The 21,537-nt window shown below is 63.5% G+C and carries 20 protein-coding genes; 8 read left to right on the top strand and 12 right to left on the bottom strand.

The window, feature by feature from the left end:
* Window positions 1-14: 14 nt before the first annotated feature.
* The 6 genes from HK439_RS04220 to HK439_RS04195 all read right to left on the bottom strand — a co-directional run bounded on the left by HK439_RS04220 (window position 15) and on the right by HK439_RS04195 (window position 5,644).
* The gene (locus HK439_RS04220) at window positions 15-1,304 is read right to left on the bottom strand and encodes a Ni/Fe hydrogenase subunit alpha (protein ID WP_190290125.1); all 1,290 of its coding nucleotides are present in this window, start codon (window positions 1,302-1,304) and stop codon (window positions 15-17) included.
* Window positions 1,297-2,064: an oxidoreductase gene (locus HK439_RS04215; RefSeq protein WP_190290124.1), complete on the bottom strand. Its 768-nt coding sequence runs from the start codon at window positions 2,062-2,064 to the stop codon at window positions 1,297-1,299. Before HK439_RS04215 ends, HK439_RS04220 begins: the two co-directional genes overlap by 8 nt.
* 2 nt (window positions 2,065-2,066) lie before the next feature.
* Window positions 2,067-2,912 (bottom strand): FAD/NAD(P)-binding protein, encoded by an 846-nt coding sequence (locus HK439_RS04210; protein ID WP_328804102.1) that lies wholly within the window; start codon window positions 2,910-2,912, stop codon window positions 2,067-2,069.
* Window positions 2,913-2,915: 3 nt separating this feature from the next.
* Window positions 2,916-3,386, bottom strand: coding sequence for a cyclic nucleotide-binding domain-containing protein (locus HK439_RS04205; protein ID WP_209011547.1), 471 nt, complete (start codon window positions 3,384-3,386; stop codon window positions 2,916-2,918).
* Window positions 3,383-4,519, bottom strand: coding sequence for a 4Fe-4S dicluster domain-containing protein (locus tag HK439_RS04200; RefSeq protein WP_190290123.1), 1,137 nt, complete (start codon window positions 4,517-4,519; stop codon window positions 3,383-3,385). The genes HK439_RS04205 and HK439_RS04200 overlap by 4 nt, the downstream gene beginning before the upstream one ends.
* A 138-nt stretch (window positions 4,520-4,657) precedes the next feature.
* A complete protein-coding gene (locus tag HK439_RS04195) occupies window positions 4,658-5,644 on the bottom strand; it encodes a ketopantoate reductase family protein (RefSeq protein WP_190290122.1) in 987 nt (328 codons plus the stop codon).
* Between the two features lie 220 nt (window positions 5,645-5,864).
* On the opposite strand from HK439_RS04195, the gene HK439_RS04190 reads away from it, so the two are divergent.
* The 7 genes from HK439_RS04190 to HK439_RS04160 are packed head-to-tail and all read left to right on the top strand — an operon-like array spanning window position 5,865 to window position 13,416.
* Window positions 5,865-8,165: a bifunctional salicylyl-CoA 5-hydroxylase/oxidoreductase gene (locus HK439_RS04190; RefSeq protein ID WP_190290121.1), complete on the top strand. Its 2,301-nt coding sequence runs from the start codon at window positions 5,865-5,867 to the stop codon at window positions 8,163-8,165.
* Window positions 8,162-8,908, top strand: a complete 747-nt coding sequence (locus HK439_RS04185; RefSeq protein WP_190290120.1) for an SDR family NAD(P)-dependent oxidoreductase — start codon at window positions 8,162-8,164, stop codon at window positions 8,906-8,908. Before HK439_RS04190 ends, HK439_RS04185 begins: the two co-directional genes overlap by 4 nt.
* Complete coding sequence (locus HK439_RS04180; protein ID WP_190290119.1) at window positions 8,908-9,396, top strand: MarR family winged helix-turn-helix transcriptional regulator; 489 nt, start codon at window positions 8,908-8,910, stop codon at window positions 9,394-9,396. The genes HK439_RS04185 and HK439_RS04180 overlap by 1 nt, the downstream gene beginning before the upstream one ends.
* Complete coding sequence (locus HK439_RS04175) at window positions 9,386-10,186, top strand: enoyl-CoA hydratase family protein (RefSeq protein ID WP_190290118.1); 801 nt, start codon at window positions 9,386-9,388, stop codon at window positions 10,184-10,186. The genes HK439_RS04180 and HK439_RS04175 overlap by 11 nt, the downstream gene beginning before the upstream one ends.
* Window position 10,187: 1 nt before the next feature.
* Window positions 10,188-11,345, top strand: a complete 1,158-nt coding sequence (locus tag HK439_RS04170; RefSeq protein WP_190290117.1) for an acyl-CoA dehydrogenase family protein — start codon at window positions 10,188-10,190, stop codon at window positions 11,343-11,345.
* Entirely contained in the window at window positions 11,345-12,961 is a 1,617-nt protein-coding gene (locus tag HK439_RS04165) for a benzoate-CoA ligase family protein (protein WP_190290116.1), read from the top strand. The genes HK439_RS04170 and HK439_RS04165 overlap by 1 nt, the downstream gene beginning before the upstream one ends.
* Before the next feature lie 53 nt (window positions 12,962-13,014).
* The gene (locus tag HK439_RS04160; RefSeq protein WP_190290115.1) at window positions 13,015-13,416 is read left to right on the top strand and encodes a RidA family protein; all 402 of its coding nucleotides are present in this window, start codon (window positions 13,015-13,017) and stop codon (window positions 13,414-13,416) included.
* A gap of 124 nt (window positions 13,417-13,540) precedes the next feature.
* On the opposite strand, the gene HK439_RS04155 is transcribed toward HK439_RS04160, so the two are convergent.
* The 6 genes from HK439_RS04155 to HK439_RS04130 form a co-directional block, all read right to left on the bottom strand.
* Window positions 13,541-14,446, bottom strand: coding sequence for an SMP-30/gluconolactonase/LRE family protein (locus tag HK439_RS04155; protein ID WP_190290114.1), 906 nt, complete (start codon window positions 14,444-14,446; stop codon window positions 13,541-13,543).
* 11 nt (window positions 14,447-14,457) lie between these two features.
* Window positions 14,458-15,408: an ABC transporter permease gene (locus HK439_RS04150; RefSeq protein WP_190290113.1), complete on the bottom strand. Its 951-nt coding sequence runs from the start codon at window positions 15,406-15,408 to the stop codon at window positions 14,458-14,460.
* A gap of 7 nt (window positions 15,409-15,415) precedes the next feature.
* Window positions 15,416-16,462, bottom strand: a complete 1,047-nt coding sequence (locus tag HK439_RS04145) for an ABC transporter permease (RefSeq protein ID WP_235987581.1) — start codon at window positions 16,460-16,462, stop codon at window positions 15,416-15,418.
* Window positions 16,462-17,985, bottom strand: coding sequence for a sugar ABC transporter ATP-binding protein (locus HK439_RS04140; protein WP_190290111.1), 1,524 nt, complete (start codon window positions 17,983-17,985; stop codon window positions 16,462-16,464). Before HK439_RS04140 ends, HK439_RS04145 begins: the two co-directional genes overlap by 1 nt.
* 94 nt (window positions 17,986-18,079) lie before the next feature.
* Window positions 18,080-19,216: a sugar ABC transporter substrate-binding protein gene (locus HK439_RS04135; protein ID WP_190290110.1), complete on the bottom strand. Its 1,137-nt coding sequence runs from the start codon at window positions 19,214-19,216 to the stop codon at window positions 18,080-18,082.
* 111 nt (window positions 19,217-19,327) lie between these two features.
* Window positions 19,328-20,056, bottom strand: a complete 729-nt coding sequence (locus HK439_RS04130) for a FadR/GntR family transcriptional regulator (RefSeq protein ID WP_190290109.1) — start codon at window positions 20,054-20,056, stop codon at window positions 19,328-19,330.
* 321 nt (window positions 20,057-20,377) lie between these two features.
* On the opposite strand from HK439_RS04130, the gene HK439_RS04125 reads away from it, so the two are divergent.
* Window positions 20,378-21,529 (top strand): fumarylacetoacetate hydrolase family protein, encoded by a 1,152-nt coding sequence (locus HK439_RS04125; RefSeq protein ID WP_190290108.1) that lies wholly within the window; start codon window positions 20,378-20,380, stop codon window positions 21,527-21,529.
* Window positions 21,530-21,537 lie beyond the last annotated feature (8 nt).

Genomic DNA, 21,537 nt, shown 5'->3' with positions numbered 1-21,537 from the left:
AGGAAAATCCCGTCTCAGACACGTTCGACCGTCAGCTTGAGGAAGTGGGTCGCGCAGGAGATGCAGGGGTCGTAGTTGCGGATGGTCTGTTCGCAGCGCCACTGCAGGTCGGCGTCGGTCATGGTCCTATTGGCGGCGACGACGCGGGTCAGGTCGGCCTCGATCTGCGGCTGGTTCTGTGAGGTCGGCGGCACGATCTGGGCGTGGGTGATGCGGCCGTCGTCGTCCACCTTGTAGCTGTGATAGCAGATGCCGCGCGGCGCCTCTGTGCAGCCGTGGCCTTCGCCGGCTTTCGGCGGGACGGGTACGAAGGCGGGACGCGGTTCCTCGTAGCCGCGCACGATCCGGGCGGCTTCCTCAAGGGCGTATTGCACCTCGACCATGCGCACTAGGATCGACTTGAACGGATTGCGCACCACCTCGCCGAGGCCACACAGGGCTGCGGTTTCTTTCGCGCCGTCCGTCAGCTGTGCGTAGTTGTTGGCATAGCGGGCCAGGGGGCCGACCAGATAGGCGGAACCGTCGCGCATGCGCCCGTGCAAGGCGTTGGAGCGCGCAACGTGCTCTTCCTCGAAATGGTCGTTGAACTCCGACACGGCGATATCGAGGCCGCGGTTGGAGGCAAGGCGGCCTTCGCAGATCGCGTAGGTGTCGGGGTGTTTCAGCGAGACGAAGTGATAGTCGTATTCGTCATCGGGAAAATCAAACTTTGCGAAGGCCAGCGCGACTTCGCGCGCGGCGGCAATGCCCCATTCCAGTTCCGGCAGCAGCGCCTTGACCTTGGCCTTGTCCGGTGCGGAATAGAAGCCGCCGACACGGGTGTTGACCGGATGGACCGAGCGGCCGCCGACCACCTCCATCAGGCTGTTGCCGATCTTCTTCAGCCGGAGCGCGGTCTTGACCAGGTCCGGATTGACCTCGGCGATCTTTATCGCGTCGTGCAGCCCGAGGAAATCGGGCGCGTGCAGCATGGCGGCGTGGAGCACGTGGCTCTGGATCCATTCGCCGCAATAGATCAGCCGGCGCAACTCATGGATTTCGGGTGTCACCGAAACCCCGGCGGCTTGTTCCACGGCCTGGCTCGCGCTCATGATATAGGCGATCGGGCAGATGCCGCAGATGCGCGAGGTGATGTCGGGCGTTTCATGGGCGTCGCGGCCCTGAAGAAAGGCTTCGAAGAAACGCGGTGGTTCGAAGATGCGGAACTCGACCTTCTCGATCTCGTCGCCCTTGAGACGCACATAAAGCGCGCCTTCGCCTTCCACGCGGGCCAGTGCGTCGACCTGGAGAATGCGCTCACTCATGCGACTTGCTCTCCTCGGCAAAGGCCGGCGCGCCGGCGTTGAAGGTGCGGTAGAAATCGCGGAGTTCTCTTGACGCCATGCCGAGATCGGCAAGCTGGGCGGACAGCGCCTGAGGGTTCGGATTTTCCTTCGGCCCGAAACAGCCGTAGCAGCCGCGCCCGTGCGCAGGGCAGAGATTGCCGCAACCGGCCTGGGTCACCGGGCCGAGGCAGGGCGTCCCCTTGGCGACCATGACGCAGACGGTGCCATTGAGTTTGCATTCGGTGCATTGCGAGACCTTTGGCACCCGGGGCATGCGCCCGGCGAGTGTTGCCGTGATCAGTTCCAGAAGCTGGTGCTTGGAGACGGGACAGCCGCGCAGTTCGAAGTCGACGGTTACATGATCCGAGATTGCCGTCGAGGTTTTAAGCGTGGAGATGAAGTCCGGGTGGGCGTAGACCGCGCTGGTGAAGGCTTCCACATCGGCGAAATTGCGCAGGGACTGGATGCCGCCCGCCGTGGCGCAGGCGCCGATGGTGATCAGCACCTTGGATTTTTCGCGGATCGCACGGATGCGCTCGGCGTCATGGGCGGTGGTGATCGAGCCTTCCACAAGGGAAATGTCGTAAGGCCCGTCGTCGATTGCGCTGGTCGCTTCCAGGAACTGGGCGATTTCCAGTGCGCCGGCGATTTCCAGAAGCTCGTCCTCGCAATCGAGCAGGGTGAGCTGGCAGCCGTCGCAGGAGGCGAATTTCCAGACGGCGAGTTTCAGCTTGGCCATCGTCACACCTCCTTCTTCGAAATCAGCCGCGAGACCTGGTCGTGGCGGAACACCGGGCCGTCGCGGCAGATGAAATCGGGCCCGAACTGGCAGTGGCCGCAAAAGCCGACGGCGCATTTCATGTTGCGCTCCATGGAAACCCAGATGCGCTCTTCCGGAACGCCGGCGGCGGTCAGGCTCATCACCGAAAAGCGCATCATGATTTCCGGCCCGCACAGGAAGGCGGAGACCTCCGCCTTGTCGATGCCGGCAAGCGCCTTGTCGAGGCCGATGGTGACCACGCCGACCTGTCCGGTCCAGCCGGGCGCGGCATGGTCGACGGTGATTTCGACTTCCGTGTCGAAGCGCGACTTCCAGGATTTGATTTCTTCCGCGTAGAGCAGATCGTCGGGCGAGCGCGCGCCGTAGATCAGCGTCAGGCCGGAATAGTGCGCGCGGTTCTGCAGCACGTGATAGATCGCCGGGCGCAGCGGCGCGAGGCCGAGACCACCGGCAACGAAGACGATGTTACGGCCGGTTTCCTGCGCCACCGGCCATGCCGTGCCGAATGGGCCGCGCACGCCGATGACATCGCCGTCGGAGACCTTCGTCAACGCCGCCGACACGGCGCCGACATTGCGGATGGTGTGGACCAGGCCGGAGCCGTCGGCCGGGTCGCCGGAAATGGAGATCGCGACCTCGCCGACGCCGAAGGCATAGAGCATGTTGAACTGGCCGGGCTGAAACGGCACCGGCTCGCCGTCGATGGGCTCAAGCTCCAGCGAGGCGACATCGCCAAGCTCCTTCCACACCCGCTTGACGCGGTAGCGGCGCGGCAGCATCGGGTCCTGGGCGAGCAGAGCCTCCACGGGTCAGCCCTTCCGTGTTCCGTAGACGTCGAGCAGCTGCAATCGCAACGCCCGGAAGCGCGCGGCAAGATGCGGCACGAAATTCTGGTACATCTGATAGCCGAGCTCGGGGTTCTGTCCGCACTTGGTGCGCAGGCAGTGGGCATCGAGGCTGACGGCGCGCACGCTGTTCAGGGCGCGGGCATCCGACATGTGTTTATAGGGCGGCATCAGCCAGGACCAGCCCAGCACATCGCCTGCGTTCAGGGTTTCGACGATCAGCGGCTCGTGCTGGGGCGCGGAGATCTCGATGGCGACATCGCCCTCGCGGATGAGGAAGACCTTGTCCGCGTCGTCCCCTTCCGAGAAGATCGTTTCCCCGGCGCGGAAGTGCTCGTTGCGCGCGCAGCCGGACAGCAGATCGACCGTGTCCTGGCCGCAGCCCTTGAAGACCGGGTGCTGAGCCAGGATCTCCTCAAAGCCATGAATTTTCATGTTTCCAACCCTCCTGCGTCAGCGGGTTCTGCCGGCTCCGCCGCAAAGGCGGCCGCCTCTTCGGTGATATCGATGCCGACCGGGCACCAGGTGATGCAGCGGCCGCAGCCGACGCAGCCCGAGGTGTCGAACTGGTCGTGCCAGCTGGACAGCTTGTGGGTCATCCACTGGCGGTAGCGTGACAGGGTGGAACGGCGTACCGCCCCGCCGTGAATGTAGCTGAAATCGAGGCTGAAGCAGCTGTCCCAGACGCGCCAGCGCTCGGTGTGGTCGCCGGAAAGATCATTAACATCTTCCACGTCGGAACAGAAACAGGTCGGGCAGGCGAGCGTGCAGTTGGCGCAGGACAGGCAGCGGTCGGCGACCTCCGCCCAGCGGGGGTGGTCGAGACTGTCCTTCAGCAGGCCCGCGATATTCTCCGGCATGGACCGCATCTGCATCTGCGCGGCCTGCTCGGTGACAGCCTGTGCCGCTTCTTCCGCCGCCGCATCGGCGGCCGTCGCATCAATGCGGTCCAGGATTTCGGCCCCGCGGTCGCTGCCGCATTCGACGAAAAATCCGCCGTCCTCAAGCTCCGTCAGCGCGATGTCGAAACCGGCCTCAGCCCGCGGTCCCGTGTTCATGGAAGAGCAAAAGCAGGTCGGCGCGGAACGGGCGCATTGGACGGCGACGATCAGCGTGTTTTCCCGCCGGTGCCTGTAACCGGCATCGGCGAAGTCGCCGTTGTCGAAGACCCGGTCCTGTATCTCGATCGCCGCGATTTCGCAGGCGCGGGTGCCGAAGAGCGCCGTCTTCGGGAACTCGACCTTTTCGGGGTCGATGTCAAAGCCGTCGGCAGTCCGGGTGGCAGACCACAATTTCTGGCGAGCGGGAAACAGCCATTTCTTCCAGTTCTGCGGCCCGACCACGTAGTCGAACCAGCGGTCGTTGCCGCTTTCCCGCAGCCGGTAGTGACCGCCGTCCTGTTCGTCGACAAACCCGCGCGGCAGATCGGCGGCGGTTTCGATTTCGTCGTAGACGATCGCGCCGTCGCCCTCACGCGGCCCGATGACGCGCCAACCGTCCGCGCGCAGTGCATCGACGAGCGGTGCCGGATCATCGAGGATGAAGCTGCCTCCAGTACGCGCTGTCATGTCCGGCTATCCCGCTACGACATAAGAAAATCGATGGTGGTGCGATGCACAGTTCACACCCATAACCCTAAAGGATCAAGGTTCTGCGACAACATGGCCGAATTACTTAGTCGCGCCGGGCGTGAAGCTCGGGCGTGCCTAGCCGGAGTAAAGTCCGCGATCCCGCGCCTGGCGCGTGACGATTGCGCTCAGTACGTCGAGGGACGGCGTCTCCACTCCGGCGGCGCGGGCGAACGCCTGGGGTGCACGGATGATCTCGTCGATTTCCATCGGCCGGCCCAGTTCGTAGTCCTGCAGGATAGACGGCTTGTGATCCGGTATCTGGGCAATCGTGGCCTCTGCGTCGACCTTGTCGTCGAGCGGGTAGCCGTGGGCCTTGGAAATCAGCAGACCTTCCGCCAGGATGCGGCGCAGGACCACGTTGAGATCCGGATCCACCCGCGAAATCGACGCCTTGTTCCGGGTCACCAGCGCAAGACCCGAGATGCTCACATTGAGCAGGAGCTTCGACCAGATGACCGCACGGATGCCGCCGTCCGGGGGCGGGGAAGCGATCCCGGCCTCGTCCAACAGGGTGCGCAAAGCGGCGACATCGGCCCGGCAGTCCGGCGTGACGCCTTCAATAGACATCCGGTTCCGGTTGGGGGAATTGTTCTGGACGACGCCGGGTTCGATCATGGCGTTGGCGGAATAGATGCTGCCGCCGATGATCTGTTTCGGTGACAGGTAGGACAGGAACCTGTCGGCAAGCTGGAAGAGGGGAATGACAGGCGGTTCCGGCTTGTCGGTCAGCCCGAGCGGATACCACCAGGGCATGCCGTTTTGCGGAAAGACGACGGATGTTTCCGGGCCGATCAGCGGTTTCAACGGGTCGGCGATTGCCGCCAGTCCGGTTGCCTTCGTGGCGACGATGACGAGATCCTGCGGCCCCGGTTCGGCGGCATCCGAATAGGCCGGCAGATCCACGCTCCACGACTGGTCCCCGGCCTTGAGTGTCAGCCCTTTTGACCGGATCGCCTCAAGCTGCGGTCCGCGGGCGATCACCGATACGTCGTGGCCGGCCCTGGCCAGCTTGACGGCAAAATGGCTGCCGATCGCACCGGCTCCGAAAATACAAATCCGCATGTAAACCTTCCGAAAACGTGACGACGCGCTGCGCCGCACTAGATCATGGAGCGGGCACCGGCGAAAAGTCCCATTGCGAAATTTCTCCGTGGCGATGGATCGACACGCGCAATCTCCGGCATCCAACCAGCAAAAAAACTTCAAACCTAAAATTTTAAGCTTGAAATATATTCCGGATCGCGCGACCATATTTTCACGAATTGGAGAGGAGATTGTCGCCGTGCGGATAGCGTGTCTGGGAGGCGGGCCGGCCGGGCTCTACTTTGCGATCTCGATGAAGCTTCGGGATCCGTCGCATGAGATCGTCGTGATCGAGCGCAACCGCGCCAACGATACGTTCGGCTGGGGCGTAGTGCTCTCCGACGATGCGCTGGAAAACCTCCAGAAGAACGATCCGAAGAGCGCCGAAGCGATCCGCGGCAACTTCGCCTATTGGGACGATATCGCCGTCGTCCACAAGGGCGTGCGCACCGTCTCCGGCGGCCATGGCTTTGCCGGCATCGGCCGCAAGAAGATGCTGATCCTGCTGCAGGAACGGGCGCGGGAACTCGGGGTCGACCTGCGCTTCGAGACCGAATTCGACGATGTGGAGGAATATCGTAAGGAGTATGACCTTGTGGTCGCCTGCGACGGCATCAACTCCCGGGTCCGCACTCAGTACGAAGAATTTTTCAAGCCGCAGATCGACATTCGCAAGTGCAAGTTCATCTGGCTCGGCACGCACCAGAAATTCAACGACGCCTTCACCTTCATCTTCGAGAAGACGGAGCACGGCTGGATCTGGGCGCATGTCTACCAGTTCGATGCCGATACGGCGACCTTCATCGTGGAATGCTCCGAGGACACCTGGAACAACTTCGGTTTCGAAGGCATGTCCAAGGAAGAGATCATAAGCACCTGCGAGGAAATCTTCGCCGATCATCTGGGCGGTCACGAACTCATGTCCAATGCGGCGCATCTGCGCGGCTCCGCCGTCTGGATGAATTTCCCGCGGGTGCTGTGCGAGCGCTGGTATCACGACAATATCGTGCTTCTGGGCGATGCCTCGGCAACGGCGCATTTTTCCATCGGCTCAGGCTCTCGTCTGGCGTTCGACAGTGCGATCGCGCTTGCCGACTATCTCCATTCCGAACCGGACATGCAGGCTGCGTTCAGCCGGTATCAGGAAGAACGGCGGCTGGAAGTGCTGCGGCTGCAGTCCGCCGCGCGCAATTCGCTGGAGTGGTTCGAGGAGGTCGAGCGCTATCTCGATCTGGACCCGGTCCAGTTCAACTATTCCCTGCTCACCCGGTCCCAGCGCATCAGCCACGAAAACCTGCGCCTGCGCGACCCGAAGTGGCTGGCCTCGGCGGAACGCTGGTTCCTGGATCAGGCGGGCGCACCGGCGACCGCACCGACGCGCGCGCCCATGTTCGCGCCGTTCAAGCTGCGCGAGATGGAGCTGAAGAGCCGCATCGTCGTCTCGCCGATGGCCCAGTACAAGGCGGTCGACGGCTGCCCGACCGACTGGCATTTCATTCATTACGGCGAGCACGCCAAGGGCGGCGCCGGGCTTGTCTATACGGAAATGACCTGCGTCAGCGCCGAGGGCCGGATCACGCCGGGCTGTCCCGGGCTTTATGCGCCGGAGCACGAGGCGGCCTGGAAACGGCTGACCGATTTCGTTCATGGCGAGACCGATGCCCGGATCTGCTGCCAGATCGGCCATTCCGGCCGCAAGGGCTCGACCAATATCGGCTGGGAGGGAATGGACAAGCCTCTCGCCCACGGCAACTGGGAACTGGTTTCCGCGTCCGCCATTCCGTGGTCGGAGCAGAACGACACGCCGCGGGAAATCACCCGGGCCGAAATGGACCAGGTGAAGGCCGAGTTCGTGGCTTCTGCGCAGATGGCCGAACGGGCCGGTTTCGACATGATCGAGCTGCACGCCGCCCACGGCTATCTCATTTCCTCGTTCATTTCACCGACGTCCAACCGGCGCACCGACGAGTACGGCGGCAGCCTGGAAAACCGCATGCGCTATCCGCTGGAGGTGTTTGCCGCCATGCGCGCCGTCTGGCCCCGGGAAAAGCCGATGTCGGTGCGTATCTCGGCTAATGACTGGGTCGGCGACGAGGGCGTCACGCCGGAAGAGGCGGTGGAAATCGCGCGCCTGTTCTGGCAGGCCGGTGCCGACCTGATCGACGTGTCCGCCGGTCAGACCTCAATCGATGCGAAACCGGTTTACGGCCGCATGTTCCAGACGCCGTTCTCCGACCGGATCCGAAACGATGCGGGCATCCGCACCATGGCGGTCGGCAACATCTACGAGGCGGATCACGCCAACTCGATCCTGCTCGCAGGCCGCGCGGATCTGGTGGCCGTCGGACGTCCGCATCTGTCCGATCCCTACTGGACGCTGCATGAAGCGGCCAAGATCGGCGACCGGAACGCGCCCGATTGGCCACTGCCCTATCTGGCCGGTCGGGACCAGCTCTGGCGGCTGGCCGACCGGGAAGCGGAAACGGTAGACAAGGTATGACGGCTCTCGCTGGAAAACATGTTGTTGTGACGGGAGGCGGAACCGGCGTCGGGGCTGCAACTGCGCAGGCCTTCGCATCCGCCGGCGCCACGGTCACGATCATGGGGCGTTCCGAAGCGCCCCTTGCCGCGCAAGAACTGCCCTACGAGACCTGTGACGTGACCGACCGGGACGCGGTCTTTGCCGCCTTTGACGCGGCACGCGCCGCCCGCGGGCCGGTCAGCGTCGTGGTCGCCAATGCGGGGGCTGCGGAAAGCGTTCCGTTCGCGAAAATGACGCCGGAGATGCTCAATTCCATGCTGGCCGTCAATCTGGGCGGGGTGGTCAATTGCTGGCAGGCCGCGCTCGCCGACATGAAGGCGGCCGGCTGGGGGCGGATGGTCGCCGTTGCCTCGACCGCCGGCCTGAAGGGTTTCGCGTATGTCAGTGCCTATTGCGCGGCCAAGCACGGGGTGGTCGGGCTGACCCGGTCGCTGGCCCAGGAACTGGCGAAGACCGGCATCACCGTCAATGCGATCTGCCCCGGCTATGTCGAAACGCCGATGCTGCAGCGGTCGATCGACAACATTGTCGCCAAGACCGGCATGAGCGCGGAAGAGGCTGCGGCCCAGTTGCGGGCCGGCAATCCGCAGGACCGTTTCATCCAGCCGGACGAAGTTGCCGGAACCGCGCTCTGGCTGTGTTCGGACGCGGCCAGGTCGGTCAACGGCCACGCCCTCAGCCTGACCGGAGGAGAGATTTAATGAAAAGCACGCCCCCATCTTCCCTGTCGAAGGACCGGTTGAGGCTCTGGCTGAAACTGCTCAAGACCTCGTCCGCCATCGAAGCGGAACTGCGCCGCCGGCTTCGCGACCAGTTCGGATCGACCCTGCCGCGTTTCGATGTCATGTCGGCGCTGGCGCGCAGCCCCGAGGGGCTGAAGATGAGCGAGATTTCGACCCTGCTGAAGGTTTCGAACGGAAACGTCACCGGCATAGTCGAACGCCTTGTCGAAGACGGCCATGCCTTGCGTCTGGCCGTTCCCGGCGACCGGCGGGCCAACCGGGTCAAGCTGACAGCCGCCGGTTCTAAAGCCTTTGCCGAACTGGCCGCCGAGCACGAAGGCTGGATCAACGAAATGCTGGGAGAGTTCGGCCCCGAGCAGATCGAGACCCTGAGCGATTTGCTGGAGGCGGTGCTTCACCCTGCCGAAAAAGACGAAAAATCGGGGAGCGCAGCCAATGCGGAGTGATGTGAGCCATTTCAAATGCGAGATCGACGGCGGCATCGCCCGGATTTCGCTCGACCGTCCGGAACGGAAAAACCCGCTGACCTTCGATAGCTATGCGGAGATGCGCGACTGGTTCCGCGACCTGCATTACGCCGATGACGTCCACGCGGTGGTGATCCTGCCCAACGGCGGCAATTTCAGTTCCGGCGGCGATGTCCACGACATCATCGGTCCGCTGACGCGCATGAACATGAAGGAACTGCTCGCCTTCACCCGGATGACCGGGGATCTGGTCAAAGCGATGATCGGTTGCGGAAAGCCGATCGTCTCCGCCGTCGACGGTATCTGTGCCGGTGCCGGCGCGATCCTGGCCATGGCGTCGGACCTGCGTGTCGCGACGCCTGAGGCAAAGGTCGCCTTCCTGTTCAACCGGGTCGGCCTTGCCGGCTGCGACATGGGCGCCTGCGCGATCCTGCCCCGGATCATCGGTCAGGGCCGCGCGTCGGAACTTCTCTATCTGGGCCGCTCCATGAGTGCCGAGGAAGGTCTGAACTGGGGCTTCTTCAACCGGGTCGTCGATGCGGCAGCACTGGAAGAAACCGCGATGGACTTCGCAAGCCGGATCGTTGCCGGACCGACCTTCGCCAATTCCATGACCAAGACCATGCTGGCGCAGGAATGGTCCATGACGCTGGAACAGGCGATCGAAGCCGAAGCCCAGGCTCAGGCGATCTGCATGCAGGGCAACGACTTCCGCCGGGCCTACGAGGCCTTCGTCGCCAAGCAGAAGCCGGTGTTCGAGGGAGACTGAGATGGCTGACCGCAGCTTCCTGAACTGGCCGTTCTTCGAGAACCGGCACCGCATGCTCGCGGAACAGGCCGATGCCTGGGCCGGAGCAAAGCTTGCTGCGATCGATCATTCGGATACGGATGCCGCCTGCCAGGCGCTGGTCGCCGCAATGGGCGAGGCCGGTTTCCTGCAGCATACCGGCGCCGAAGACGGCCGGCTCGACGTGCGCACGCTCTGCCTGATGCGCGAGACCCTGGCGCGTCACGACGGCCTTGCGGATTTCGCCTTCGCCATGCAGGGGCTGGGCACCGGGGCGATCTCCCTGTTCGGAACGCCCGGGCAGAAGGCCGAGTGGTTGCCTAAGACCCGGTCCGGTGAGGCCATCTCCGCCTTTGCCCTGACCGAACCGCAGTCCGGCTCCGACGTCGCCAATTCGACCATGACCGCCACCCGCGACGGCGACAGCTACGTTCTGAACGGCGAGAAGACCTGGATTTCCAACGGCGGCATTGCCGATGTCTACACCCTGTTCGCCCGCACCGGCGAGGCGCCGGGTGCAAAAGGCCTGTCGGCGTTCATCCTTCCGGCGGGGTTGCCGGGCTTCGAGGTGGTGGAACGGCTGGAGACCATCGCACCGCATCCGCTGGCCACGCTGCGCTTTACCGATTGCCGCATTCCCGCTTCCGCGATGCTCGGCGAACCGGGGCAGGGGTTCCGGATCGCCATGTCCGTGCTCGACGTCTTCCGCGCTTCGGTCGCCGCCGCCGCGCTCGGCTTTGCCCGGCGCGCGCTGGACGAGGCGCTTTCCCGGGTCACCACGCGCCAGGTCCAGGGTGCGCCGCTCTTCGACCTGCAGATGGTGCAGGGACATATCGCCGACATGGCGCTGGATGTGGACGCCAGCGCGCTGCTCGTCTACCGCGCCGCCTGGACCAAGGACAGCGGCGCGCCCCGTGTCACCCGTGAGGCCGCCATGGCCAAGCTCTTCGCCACCGACCAGGCCCAGGCCGTGATCGACAAGGCGGTGCAACTCCACGGCGGGGACGGGGTGAAGTCGGGCGAAACCGTCGAAAAGCTCTACCGAGAAATCCGGGCCCTTCGCATCTACGAAGGCGCTTCCGATGTTCAGCGCGTCGTCATTGCACGGCAGGCTCTTTCCGCATTCCAAGGAGGATCGTGATGCTAAGCCCTTCTGCTCATGTTGATACGTTTTCGAGGGACAACCTCCCGCCCGAAAACCTCTGGCCGGATTTCCTGCTCGACGGTTTCGAATATCCGGAGCGGCTGAATGCGGGCGTCGAACTGACCGACGGCATGGTGGCCAAGGGCTTCGGCGATCATACCGCCCTGATCGGCAACGGACGGCGGCGGACCTACAAGGAACTGGCCGACTGGACCAACCGTCTGGCCAATGTGCTGGTCGACGACCTGGGCGTGAAACCCGGCAACCGGGTCCTGATCCGCTCCGCCAACAACCCGGCCATGGTCGCCTGCTGGCTGGCCGCGACCAAGGCGGGTGCGGTGGTGGTCAACACCATGCCGATGCTGCGGGCGGGTGAACTGACCAAGTACGTCGAAAAGGCGGAAATCCAGTTCGCCCTGTGCGACACGCGCCTGATGGAGGAAATGGACCTCTGCGCCAAGGACAGCCCGTTCCTGAAGCGGGTCGTCGGCTTCGACGGCACGTCCAACCACGACGCCGAGCTCGACCGGCTGGCACTGGAAAAGTCCGTACGCTTCGAGCCGGTGCCGACCGGACGGGACGATGTGGCGCTGCTGGGCTTCACCTCCGGTTCGACGGGCACTCCGAAGGCGACGATGCATTTCCACCGGGATCTTCTGATCATCGCCGACGGCTATGCCAAGGAAGTCCTGGGCGTGACGCCGGAGGACATCTTCATCGGCTCGCCGCCGCTTGCTTTTACCTTCGGGCTTGGCGGGCTTGCGATCTTCCCGCTGCGCTTCGGTGCCGCGGCGACGCTTCTGGAAAGCGCCACGCCGCAGAACATGATCGAGATCATCGAGAAGTACCGCGCGACCGTTTGTTTCACCGCGCCGACCGCCTACCGGGTGATGCTACAGGCGATGGAGGACGGCGCGGACCTCTCCAGCCTGCGCGCCGCGGTTTCGGCCGGCGAGACGCTGCCGGCGCCGGTCTATGACGCCTGGCAGGCAAAGACCGGCAAGCCGATGCTCGACGGCATCGGCGCGACCGAGATGCTGCATATCTTCATCTCCAACCGCTTCACCGATCACCGGCCGGCCTGTACCGGCAAGCCGGTGACCGGCTACGAGGCGAAGGTGATCGGCGAGGACGGCAACGAGGTGCCGAAAGGCACCGTCGGCCGGTTGGCTGTGCGCGGGCCAACGGGCTGCCGCTATCTCAACGACGACCGGCAGAAGAACTACGTCATGGACGGCTGGAACGTCACCGGCGACAGCTTCTCCGAGGACGAGGACGGCTACTTCCACTTCGCCGCGCGCAACGACGACATGATTATTTCCGCCGGCTACAACATCGCCGGACCGGAAGTCGAGGCGGCCTTGCTTGCCCACCCGGCGGTTGCCGAATGCGCCGTGATCGGCGCACCGGACGATGCCCGCGGCCATATCGTCCAGGCCCATGTGGTGCTGGCCGAAGGCTACGAGCCGGACGAGAAGACCACGGAAGAGCTGCAGGCCCACGTGAAGGCGAAGATCGCGCCCTACAAGTACCCGCGCTCGATCGTCTTCACCGACGCCCTGCCGAAGACGGAAACGGGCAAGATCCAGCGGTTCAAGCTGAAGGCGGATTAACACGGCGCGGCGGCTGGCCGCGCGACATAAGAAGAATTCATGAAAGGCCAGACATGACCCATCAGATCATTCAACCGGACGGCTGGGTGCAAGCCAAGGGCTATGCCAACGGGGTGCTGACCGAGGACGGAACGCTCTATACCGGCGGCCAGATCGGCTGGAACAAGGACCAGGTGTTCGTCGCCAAGGACTTCATCGGCCAGATGGAGCAGGTGTTGCGCAACATTCTCGACATCGTCGAGGCGGCAGGCGGAACGGCAGCCGATGTGGTGCGCATGACCTGGTTCGTGAAGGACAAGAAGGAATATATGGCCCACCAGCGCGAGGTCGGCGAAGCCTACCGCCGCGTCTTCGGCCGCCATTTCCCGGCCATGTCCATGCTCGTCGTCGCCGATCTGATCGAGGACGAGGCCCTGGTGGAAATCGAGGCGACGGCGAAGATCACGAAGGCCTAGAAGGCCTCTTAGCGTTGGAACGCTCATGCCCCTTGCTGTGCTCTCCCCCCTTGAGGGGGAGAGGGGTGTCAGGGGGCTGATTCCGTCTGAAAATAAAATTTTCTGGGCTTGAAACCGGTTATCCTTACAGCCCGCGGGCGTTGACATAGATCGCCCGTAGCGACGTCGTCGCGCAGATGAACAGGCGGTTGCGTTTGGGGCCGCCGAAGCAGAGGTTGGAGACGACCTCGTCGATCCGGATCTTGCCGATCAGGGTGCCGTCGGCGGCAAAGCAGTGGATGCCGTCGCCGGCCGACGACCAGATGTTGCCTTTGGTGTCCAGGCGAAAGCCGTCGAAAAGGCGGGTGTCGCAAAAAATGAAATCCGCGCCCGGACCGACGGATTTGCCGTCCGCCGAAACCGGGTACTTGCGGATCTTCGGCTCGCAATCGGGAAAGTGGGTCTTGCCCGTGTCGGCCACGTAAAGCGTGGTTTCATCGGCGGAAAAGGCCAGGCCGTTCGGCTGTTTCATGTCGTCGATGACGCGGGTGATGCCGCCGTCGGGGGCGATCCGGTAGACATGGCGGCCGTCCTGTTCCATCGGCGCGGCATCGCCCTCATAGTCGCTGTCAATGCCGTAGGAGGGATCGGTGAACCAGACCGATCCGTCCGATTTCACGACCACGTCGTTGGGGGAGTTGAGCGGCTTGCCGTCGTAGCTGTCGGCAAGGATCGTCTTCGTGCCATCGATCTCGTAACGGCTGACGCAGCGCCCCCGATGCTCGCAGGCGATCAGCCGGCCTTGCCCGTCGACCGTGTGGCCGTTGTGGTTGCGGCACGGCTGTTCGAAGGTGGAGACCTCGCCGTTCATCTCGTCCCAGCGCAGGATCCGGTCGTTGGGAATGTCCGACCAGATCAGGTAGCGGCCGGCGGCGAAATAGGCCGGGCCCTCGGTCCAGCGGCCGCCGGTCCAAAGCGTGTCCATCCCGGCGTTGCGATGGATCAGTTTGGCGAAACGGTCGTCGCGGATGTCGTAGAGTTCTCCGGGCATCGTTTCCTCCCTTATGACGTGACGCGCTGGTTGCGGCCATAGACGAGCAGCATGCCGATGATGACGGCGCCATAGATGATCTGCCGGCCGGCTTCCGGCATCTGCATGATCGACAGCACGGAATTCAGCAGGACGATCAGGATCACGCCGACCAGCGTGCCGGAATAGCGTCCGCGCCCGCCGAGGATATGGGTTCCGCCGAGAACGACGGCGGCGATCGCCGGCAGCAGGAAGGCATTGCCCATGCCCTGATAGGCCTTGGCGGAATAGCCGGTCAGGAGAACGCCCGCCAGTGAAGCGCACAGGCTGGACATGACGAAGGCGCCGACAATGACGAACCGTGTGCGGATGCCGGACAGAAACGCCGCCCCCTCGCGCGACCCGGTGGCATAGATCGACCGGCCGAAACCGGTTCTGGTCAGGATCACCGCAATGACGATGGAGACGGCCGCCCAGACGAAGATCGCCACCGGGATGCCGAGCAGGCGGTCCTTGGCCAGAAACAGCATCAGCGGCGTCGCGGAATCCTGCGGCGCGAAGCCCCCGGTCTGCGCCACCATCAGCCCGCGCAGGACCGTATCGACCCCGAGGGTGAAGATCATGGACGGGATGCGCAGATACGCGACACCGAAACCGTTCAAAAGGCCGACGGCAAGCCCGACCGCAAGCGCTGTCGGCAGGGCCATGTCGCCGCCGACGGCGGTAGCGGTCATCGCGGCCGCGGTCAGGGTCCAGGGGATCGACAGGTCGATATGGCCGAGCAGGATCACCATCATCATGCCCGCAGCGCAGATGCCGAGGAAGGAGCCGGTCTGCAGCAACTGCAGCAGGTATCGCGGTGACAAGAGCGGCGCGGTGCCGGTCGTCGAAAGGGTATAGGCGGTGCCCGCCAGCAGGATCACGACGATGAACAGCGACGCGATCGCGATGGGGCGGTTTTCGGCCGAGATGGAGATGCGCATGACGAGCCTACCTGAACAGATCGAGCTTGTTCTTCACCCTCAGCGTGCGGAACGCACCGAAGGAGACGGCGACAAGCAGGACAACCCCCTCGATCAGCGGCTGCAGCAGCGGATCGATGTCGAGGATGCGGAAATAGAACGAGATGACGCGCAGGATCATGGCGCCGACGATGCTGCCGATGGCGCTGCCGATACCGCCGAGCAGGGACGTGCCGCCGAGCACCACGGCGGCGATCGAATTCAGCGTGTAGGCGCCGGCCTGCTGGATGTCGGCATTGCCCGATGATGTCTGGATCGCGAGATAAAGACCGCCGCAGGCGGCGAAGAACCCGCCCATGGTGAAGGCCGCGATCTTGGCGCGGTGGATCGGCAGACCGGACATGAAGGCCGGGCCTTCCGCCGAACCGATGGCGTAGACCGTCCGCCCTGTGACCGAGCGGCGGAACGGCACCCAGACGAGGATGGCAATCAGCGCCACCAGGATGACGGGGACGGGCACGTTCGCAATGGGGCGCAGCCACCAGGCATTGCCGCCGTCAGCAAGGCCATAGGTGTCGGCGAAATCGAAGACGGAGTTGGTCAGCGCCCAGTTGAGATCGCCGTCGACATCGCCGCCCGGCTTGGGGCGCACCAGAAGGGCAAGGCCGACGGCGACCGCGCCGGTGGCCAGGGTGGCGATAATCGGCTGGATGCGGCCGTAGACCACGATCAGGCCGTTCATCAGGCCGAAGGCGGTTCCCGACAGCAGGGTCAGCACCATGCCGAGCAGGATCTGGGCCGGCGAGCCGCTGACCAGGTGCGAGGCAATGCAGCTCGTAAGCGTCATGACGGCACCGACGGACAAGTCGAGCCCGCCCAGAAGCACGGGCAGGGTCTGGGCCATGGCGACGAAGGCGATGGCCGCCGTCTCGTTTGCGTTCTGGACCGCCACGGCGGAAGAAAACCCCCGCGGGTGCATCATGTTGTAGCTGATGTACAAAACGGCCAGAAGCAGAAGTGCCGTGCCGAAGCCGACGTTTTGCAGCAGCCATCTTTTCAAGTTCGTACCGCGCATCATGCCGCCTCGACATCGATGTTGAGGGAGGCGGCGACCAGGCTTTCCTCGGTGATGTCATCGCCCTCCTGTTCGCTGACGACCCGGCCGCCGTAGAGGACCGAGACCCGGTCGCAGCAGCCGATCAGTTCGGCGTAGTCGGACGAGTAGAAGAGGATCGCCTTGCCTTCGTTTGCAAGCTCGCGCATCAGCCGGTAGATCTCCTGCTTGGTGCCCACATCGATGCCACGGGTCGGATCGTTGAGCAGGATAATGTCGGGATCGATCATCAGCCATTTGGCGATGACGACCTTCTGCTGGTTGCCGCCGGAGAGCGTCATGACCGGATCGCTTGCCGATCCGATCTTGATCTGGAGTTTTTTCAGGCCGTCCTCGACGGCGTGGCGGGCAAGGGCCGGGTCGATGAACGGCCCACGCGATATTTTCCCGTAAGAGGCGGCGAGCAGGTTGTCGGAGATCGGCATGCCGAGCATCAGGCCTTCGGTCTTGCGGTCTTCCGGCACGAGCGCCATGCGCGTCGCCGCCGACTTGGCGCCGGCCGGAGAGGAGGGGATTCCCTTGCGGTTACCGATGGTGACCTCGCCGTCGACATCGCGGAGCGCGCCGAATAAAGCGAGCAGCAACTCCTTCTGGCCCTGGCCGTCGAGGCCGCCCAGGCCGACGATCTCGCCCCGGCAGACGGAGAGGTCGACGCCGTTCAGCTTGGTCTCCCACTTGAGACCCTGGACCTTCAACAGGGGCTTGCCGCGTTCCTCCGGAGACTTGAGCGGCGGCTTGGGCGGGAACTGCGCCTCGACATCGCGGCCGATCATCAGGTGGACGATCTCGCGCTCGCTTTTTTCGCCCTTGGCGAAGGTTTCGATGTGCTGGCCGTTTCGGAAGACGGCCAGGGTATCGCACAGCGCGTCCACCTCATGCATCCGGTGGGAAATGAACAGGCTCGCCACGCCTTCGTCCTTCAGCTCCGCCAGCAGGTCATAGACGGTCTGGACGTCGCGGGACGTGAGCGCCGAGGTGGCCTCGTCGAGGATCAGCACCTTCGGTTTGCGCCCGAGCGCCTTGGCGATTTCCACCATCTGGCGGCGCGACAGTGAGAGTTCACGTACCAGCGAGCGCGGATCGACATCCTCGCAACGGACCCGGGCGAGCAGGTCTTCGGCGCGGGCGATCTGGGCGCGGCTGTCGATCAGGCCGAACCGGCGCGGCGGATCGGAGATGGAAATGTTGTCGGCCACCGACAGGTCGGGGATCAGCGACAGTTCCTGGAACATGCAGACGATGCCGGCGCGGTTGGCGGCATCGGGCGTTGGAAAGGTGACCGGCTTTCCCTCCAGGCGGATTTCGCCGGCATCGGGCTGGAGCACGCCCGACATGATCTTGATGAGGGTGGACTTTCCGGCCCCGTTTTCACCCAGGATGGCGTGGATGGAGCCCGGGGAGCAGGCAAAGTCGACATTCTCCAGCGCCCGGATACCGGCGAAGAATTTCGAAATGCCGCGATATTCGACAATGGCGTCGCTCATGCGTGCGTTCTCACCGGTTCAGAACCGGTTCCCGATCTTTGAGAAGGAACGGCCCCGGGGAGGACCCCGGGGCCGGGCAGGGCGAAGACGCCTGTTATTTCACGTCTGCTTCGGACTGGGACATAATCGCCGGTCCGGAGATGTTCACGCCGCAGGGCGGGAATTCGTTGACGGTGAAGAAGTTGTCCGGCAGGTCCGTCCAGTAGTTCACGCCGTCCTTGAGTTCCGTGTAATCGGCAACGGGCAGGGGCACGGAGATGAGCTGCGGCATGACGTTGCCTTCCAGTGCGGAGATGGCCGCCTTCATGGAGATAGCCACCAGTCCCGGCGACTGCCCGATGGAGATGCCCTTCAGGCCCTTGTCGGCGTATTTGGCGACCAGCTTGCGGTAGCCGTTTTCAGATTCCCCGGCGATCGGGACCATCGGATGCTCCGCATCCAGGAGCGCCTGGACCACGCCGGTCGTGCCGCCCTGGGCGATCACGGCGTCAAACTTGCCATGGACTGCAATGGCATCGGCGCTGACTTTCTGCGCGGTGCCGTCGTCCCAGTTGCCGACCACCTGGATCACTTCCCAGTTGCCCCCGGACGCATCGAGGACTTCATGGATACCGATAGACCGGTCGCGGTCGACCGAGTTGCCCGGAAGGCCCCGGACTTCCAGGATCTTACCGGAGGTCTTGCCTTCCGCCTTCAGTTCCTTGAGCACGAATTCCGCCCAGGTCCGGCCCATGGCCAGCTGGTCCTCGTTCACCTGCATGACCTTGTCGGTGTCGAGAACGTTGTCGAAGGGCACGATGACCACGTTGTTCTTGTCGGCGAGCCGGATGACGCGGTCGAACCCGTCAGGCGAGACGGCGATGGTGACGATGGCGTCGAAGCCCTGGTTGATGAAGTCCTCGATGGCGCCGAGCTGCGCCGGCGCATCGGTGCCGGTGGAGACGACCTTGAACTCCTTGATCTTGTCCTTGATTGCCGGATCTTCCGCGAAGGCCTTTGCGGTCTTGATCATCTGGATGCGCCAGGTGTTGCCGACAAAGCCGTTGACCACGGCGATGCGATAGGGACCGGGTTTGGCATCCCATTGAAAGAATTTTGTTTCGTTCGACCACGGCTTGAAGCATTGCGGGTCGGCGCCCGGACCGGAAACGGCTTTCGGACCGGCGAGCGCCATATGTGCAGACAGGGCAAACACAGCCACTGCCGTTGACAGTTTCAGTAGTGCTTTCATCGCTATTCCTCCCACGTGTCGCGCCGTTTCGCGGTTTCCTCCAGCGGGGCCGGCGCCGCCCGCTTCCGCGTTTGCAAATCTGTCCCGATATCGGCCGCCCGCCGGCGACCGTCAGGCCGTTGCCTCCATCTCGTCGTTAAAATTCCTGAACCCGGTCATGAGGTGGGTGCGCAGCCGGTACTGAAACCCGAGACGGTCCCGGGCGCTCAGTGCAGCCAGCACATCCTCATGTTCGGAAAAGGTTTCGGTCTTGAAGGTCCGCCGGGTCTTGCCCTTCTGCATGATGCGCAGAATGATCGGCTTCATGACCTTGTAAACATCCAGAATGGCGGCATTGTCGAGGATCGAAACGAGCCGCACATGAAAAGCGAAATCGATCTCGGACGCCTCCTGAAGGTCGTGATTTTCGGCCAGTTGCCCGTTGATCCGGTGCAGGTCGTCGAGATCGCGATCCTTGAGCCGGTCGAAGATCTGTTCCACAGAGCCGACCTCAAGAAGATCGCGAAACGCCTGAACGTCCTGGAAGGTCTTGCGGGACACCTCCATGGTGTTGAAGGAAAACAGCTCGAAGGCCCGGGACATGCGATTGTCGGTGATGGTCGCACCGATTTTCGGACGCACGTCCACAAGGCCGTAGGCCTTCAGGATGCGCATCGCCTCGCGCACCGTGTTCCGGCTGGCATTGAATTGCGCGCAGAGTTCGCGCTCGGTGGGCAGGCTGTCGCCGACTTTAAGCCCGGCCTCCGCGATGAGTTCGCGGATCTGGCGCACCACCGTGTCCACGGCCGAATCGGTTGCCGATGCTCTTCCCAGCGCCACGATGCTTTCGTCCCTACTCAACGCCATTCCCGAAACCCTGCTGCCAGGTTGGACCCGATCCCGCCTATTTGTTGGACCAAGATTCCTAAGACCGCTCAACGAGCCTGTCAACACTCTGGATCATTACAGTTCTGATGCGGTGCAAAATCGCCAAATTCAGACATATAAATGCATTTAAATTTCTGAAGAAAGAAATTCCTCTTTAAGTTGAATCGGTTGACCAGCGCTTTGAATTACGTTTATTTGTCCAACCAATTGGGGCAAGGCCATCGCTGATCTGTATCGCTCGCTGTTATCATGCGGGTTACGGCAGCCGGCCGGATGCGTTTTATGGAGAATTGAATGACCTTCTTTCCGCATGAGCAGGACAGGGACGGGGTCTTTGTCGGGCGTATCTGGTCGCCGGCATCGGAGGGACCGTCCGTCGTCACGATCCGGGATGGAATGGTCCTGGACATCACCTCGAAGGCGGCCCCTCTCGTTTCCGATATCTGCGACATGGAGGACCCGGCAGCCTATGTGCGGGACGCAAAGGGTGTCATCGTCGGAGCGCTGGACGAGATCGCGGCGAACCGGCCGGGGGATCTGTCGAGGTCGCATTTCCTCGCCCCGTGCGACCTGCAGGCGGTCAAGGCCTGCGGGGTAACGTTCGCCTCTTCCATGGTGGAACGGGTGATCGAGGAAAAGGCGGCAGGCGACCCGGCGAAGGCGCTCAATATCCGAAACCGCGTCGGCAATGCGATCGGCGTTTCGCTTCGCGATGTCCAGGCAGGTTCCGAAGAGGCGGCAAAGGTCAAGGAGGCGCTGATTGCGGAGGGCCTGTGGAGCCAGTATCTGGAGGTCGGTATCGGGCCGGATGCGGAGGTGTTCTCCAAGGCGCAGGCGCTGTCGTCCATGGGGCCCGGCGCCGATGTCGGGCTGCATCCGATTTCCAGATGGAACAATCCGGAACCTGAGATCGTGCTGGCGGTCTCCTCGCGCGGACGGATCGTCGGCGCGACCCTCGGCAACGATGTCAACTTACGCGATGTGGAGGGGCGTTCGGCGCTGCTGTTGTCCAAGGCCAAGGACAACAATGCGAGCTGCGCCATCGGGCCGATGTTCCGCCTGTTTGATGGGAGCTTCAGCCTCGACGATGTGCGCGCAGCCGAACTGGAGCTGACGGTCACGGGCGAGGACGGCTTCGTGCTCGACGGCCATTCCTCGATGAAGGAAATCAGCCGGGATCCGGAGGATCTGGTGGCGCAGGCGATCGGCCGCCACCACCAGTATCCGGACGGGCTGGTGCTGTTCCTCGGAACCCTGTTTGCGCCGACAAAAGACCGGGACGAGCCGGGCGGCGGCTTCACCCACAAGCTCGGCGATGTGGTGCGGATATCCGCGCCGGGGTTCGGCTGTCTTGAAAATACGGTGCGTCTGTCGACCGAGTGTCCGGAATGGACCTTCGGCGCACGGGTGCTGATGCGCAATCTCGCGGGACGGAACCTCCTGTGAGCGCGTCT

Source organism: Roseibium aggregatum (genome assembly GCF_014692675.1).
GTDB lineage: Bacteria > Pseudomonadota > Alphaproteobacteria > Rhizobiales > Stappiaceae > Roseibium > Roseibium aggregatum_C.
The sequence above is the reverse complement of the archived record's forward strand: the minus strand, read 5'-3'. Positions and strand labels throughout refer to the sequence as shown.

Bases quoted from the DNA above. Each gene is read 5' to 3' on its own strand.
- HK439_RS04220 (WP_190290125.1), bottom strand. From the start codon at position 1,304: ATGAGTGAGCGCATTCTCCAGGTCGACGCACTGGCCCGCGTGGAAGGC.
- HK439_RS04215 (WP_190290124.1), bottom strand. From the start codon at position 2,064: ATGGCCAAGCTGAAACTCGCCGTCTGGAAATTCGCCTCCTGCGACGGC.
- HK439_RS04205 (WP_209011547.1), bottom strand. From the start codon at position 3,386: ATGAAAATTCATGGCTTTGAGGAGATCCTGGCTCAGCACCCGGTCTTC.
- HK439_RS04200 (WP_190290123.1), bottom strand. From the start codon at position 4,519: ATGACAGCGCGTACTGGAGGCAGCTTCATCCTCGATGATCCGGCACCG.
- HK439_RS04195 (WP_190290122.1), bottom strand. From the start codon at position 5,644: ATGCGGATTTGTATTTTCGGAGCCGGTGCGATCGGCAGCCATTTTGCC.
- HK439_RS04185 (WP_190290120.1), top strand. From the start codon at position 8,162: ATGACGGCTCTCGCTGGAAAACATGTTGTTGTGACGGGAGGCGGAACC.
- HK439_RS04180 (WP_190290119.1), top strand. From the start codon at position 8,908: ATGAAAAGCACGCCCCCATCTTCCCTGTCGAAGGACCGGTTGAGGCTC.
- HK439_RS04175 (WP_190290118.1), top strand. From the start codon at position 9,386: ATGCGGAGTGATGTGAGCCATTTCAAATGCGAGATCGACGGCGGCATC.
- HK439_RS04170 (WP_190290117.1), top strand. From the start codon at position 10,188: ATGGCTGACCGCAGCTTCCTGAACTGGCCGTTCTTCGAGAACCGGCAC.
- HK439_RS04165 (WP_190290116.1), top strand. From the start codon at position 11,345: ATGCTAAGCCCTTCTGCTCATGTTGATACGTTTTCGAGGGACAACCTC.
- HK439_RS04160 (WP_190290115.1), top strand. From the start codon at position 13,015: ATGACCCATCAGATCATTCAACCGGACGGCTGGGTGCAAGCCAAGGGC.
- HK439_RS04155 (WP_190290114.1), bottom strand. From the start codon at position 14,446: ATGCCCGGAGAACTCTACGACATCCGCGACGACCGTTTCGCCAAACTG.
- HK439_RS04150 (WP_190290113.1), bottom strand. From the start codon at position 15,408: ATGCGCATCTCCATCTCGGCCGAAAACCGCCCCATCGCGATCGCGTCG.
- HK439_RS04145 (WP_235987581.1), bottom strand. From the start codon at position 16,462: ATGCGCGGTACGAACTTGAAAAGATGGCTGCTGCAAAACGTCGGCTTC.
- HK439_RS04140 (WP_190290111.1), bottom strand. From the start codon at position 17,985: ATGAGCGACGCCATTGTCGAATATCGCGGCATTTCGAAATTCTTCGCC.
- HK439_RS04135 (WP_190290110.1), bottom strand. From the start codon at position 19,216: ATGAAAGCACTACTGAAACTGTCAACGGCAGTGGCTGTGTTTGCCCTG.
- HK439_RS04125 (WP_190290108.1), top strand. From the start codon at position 20,378: ATGACCTTCTTTCCGCATGAGCAGGACAGGGACGGGGTCTTTGTCGGG.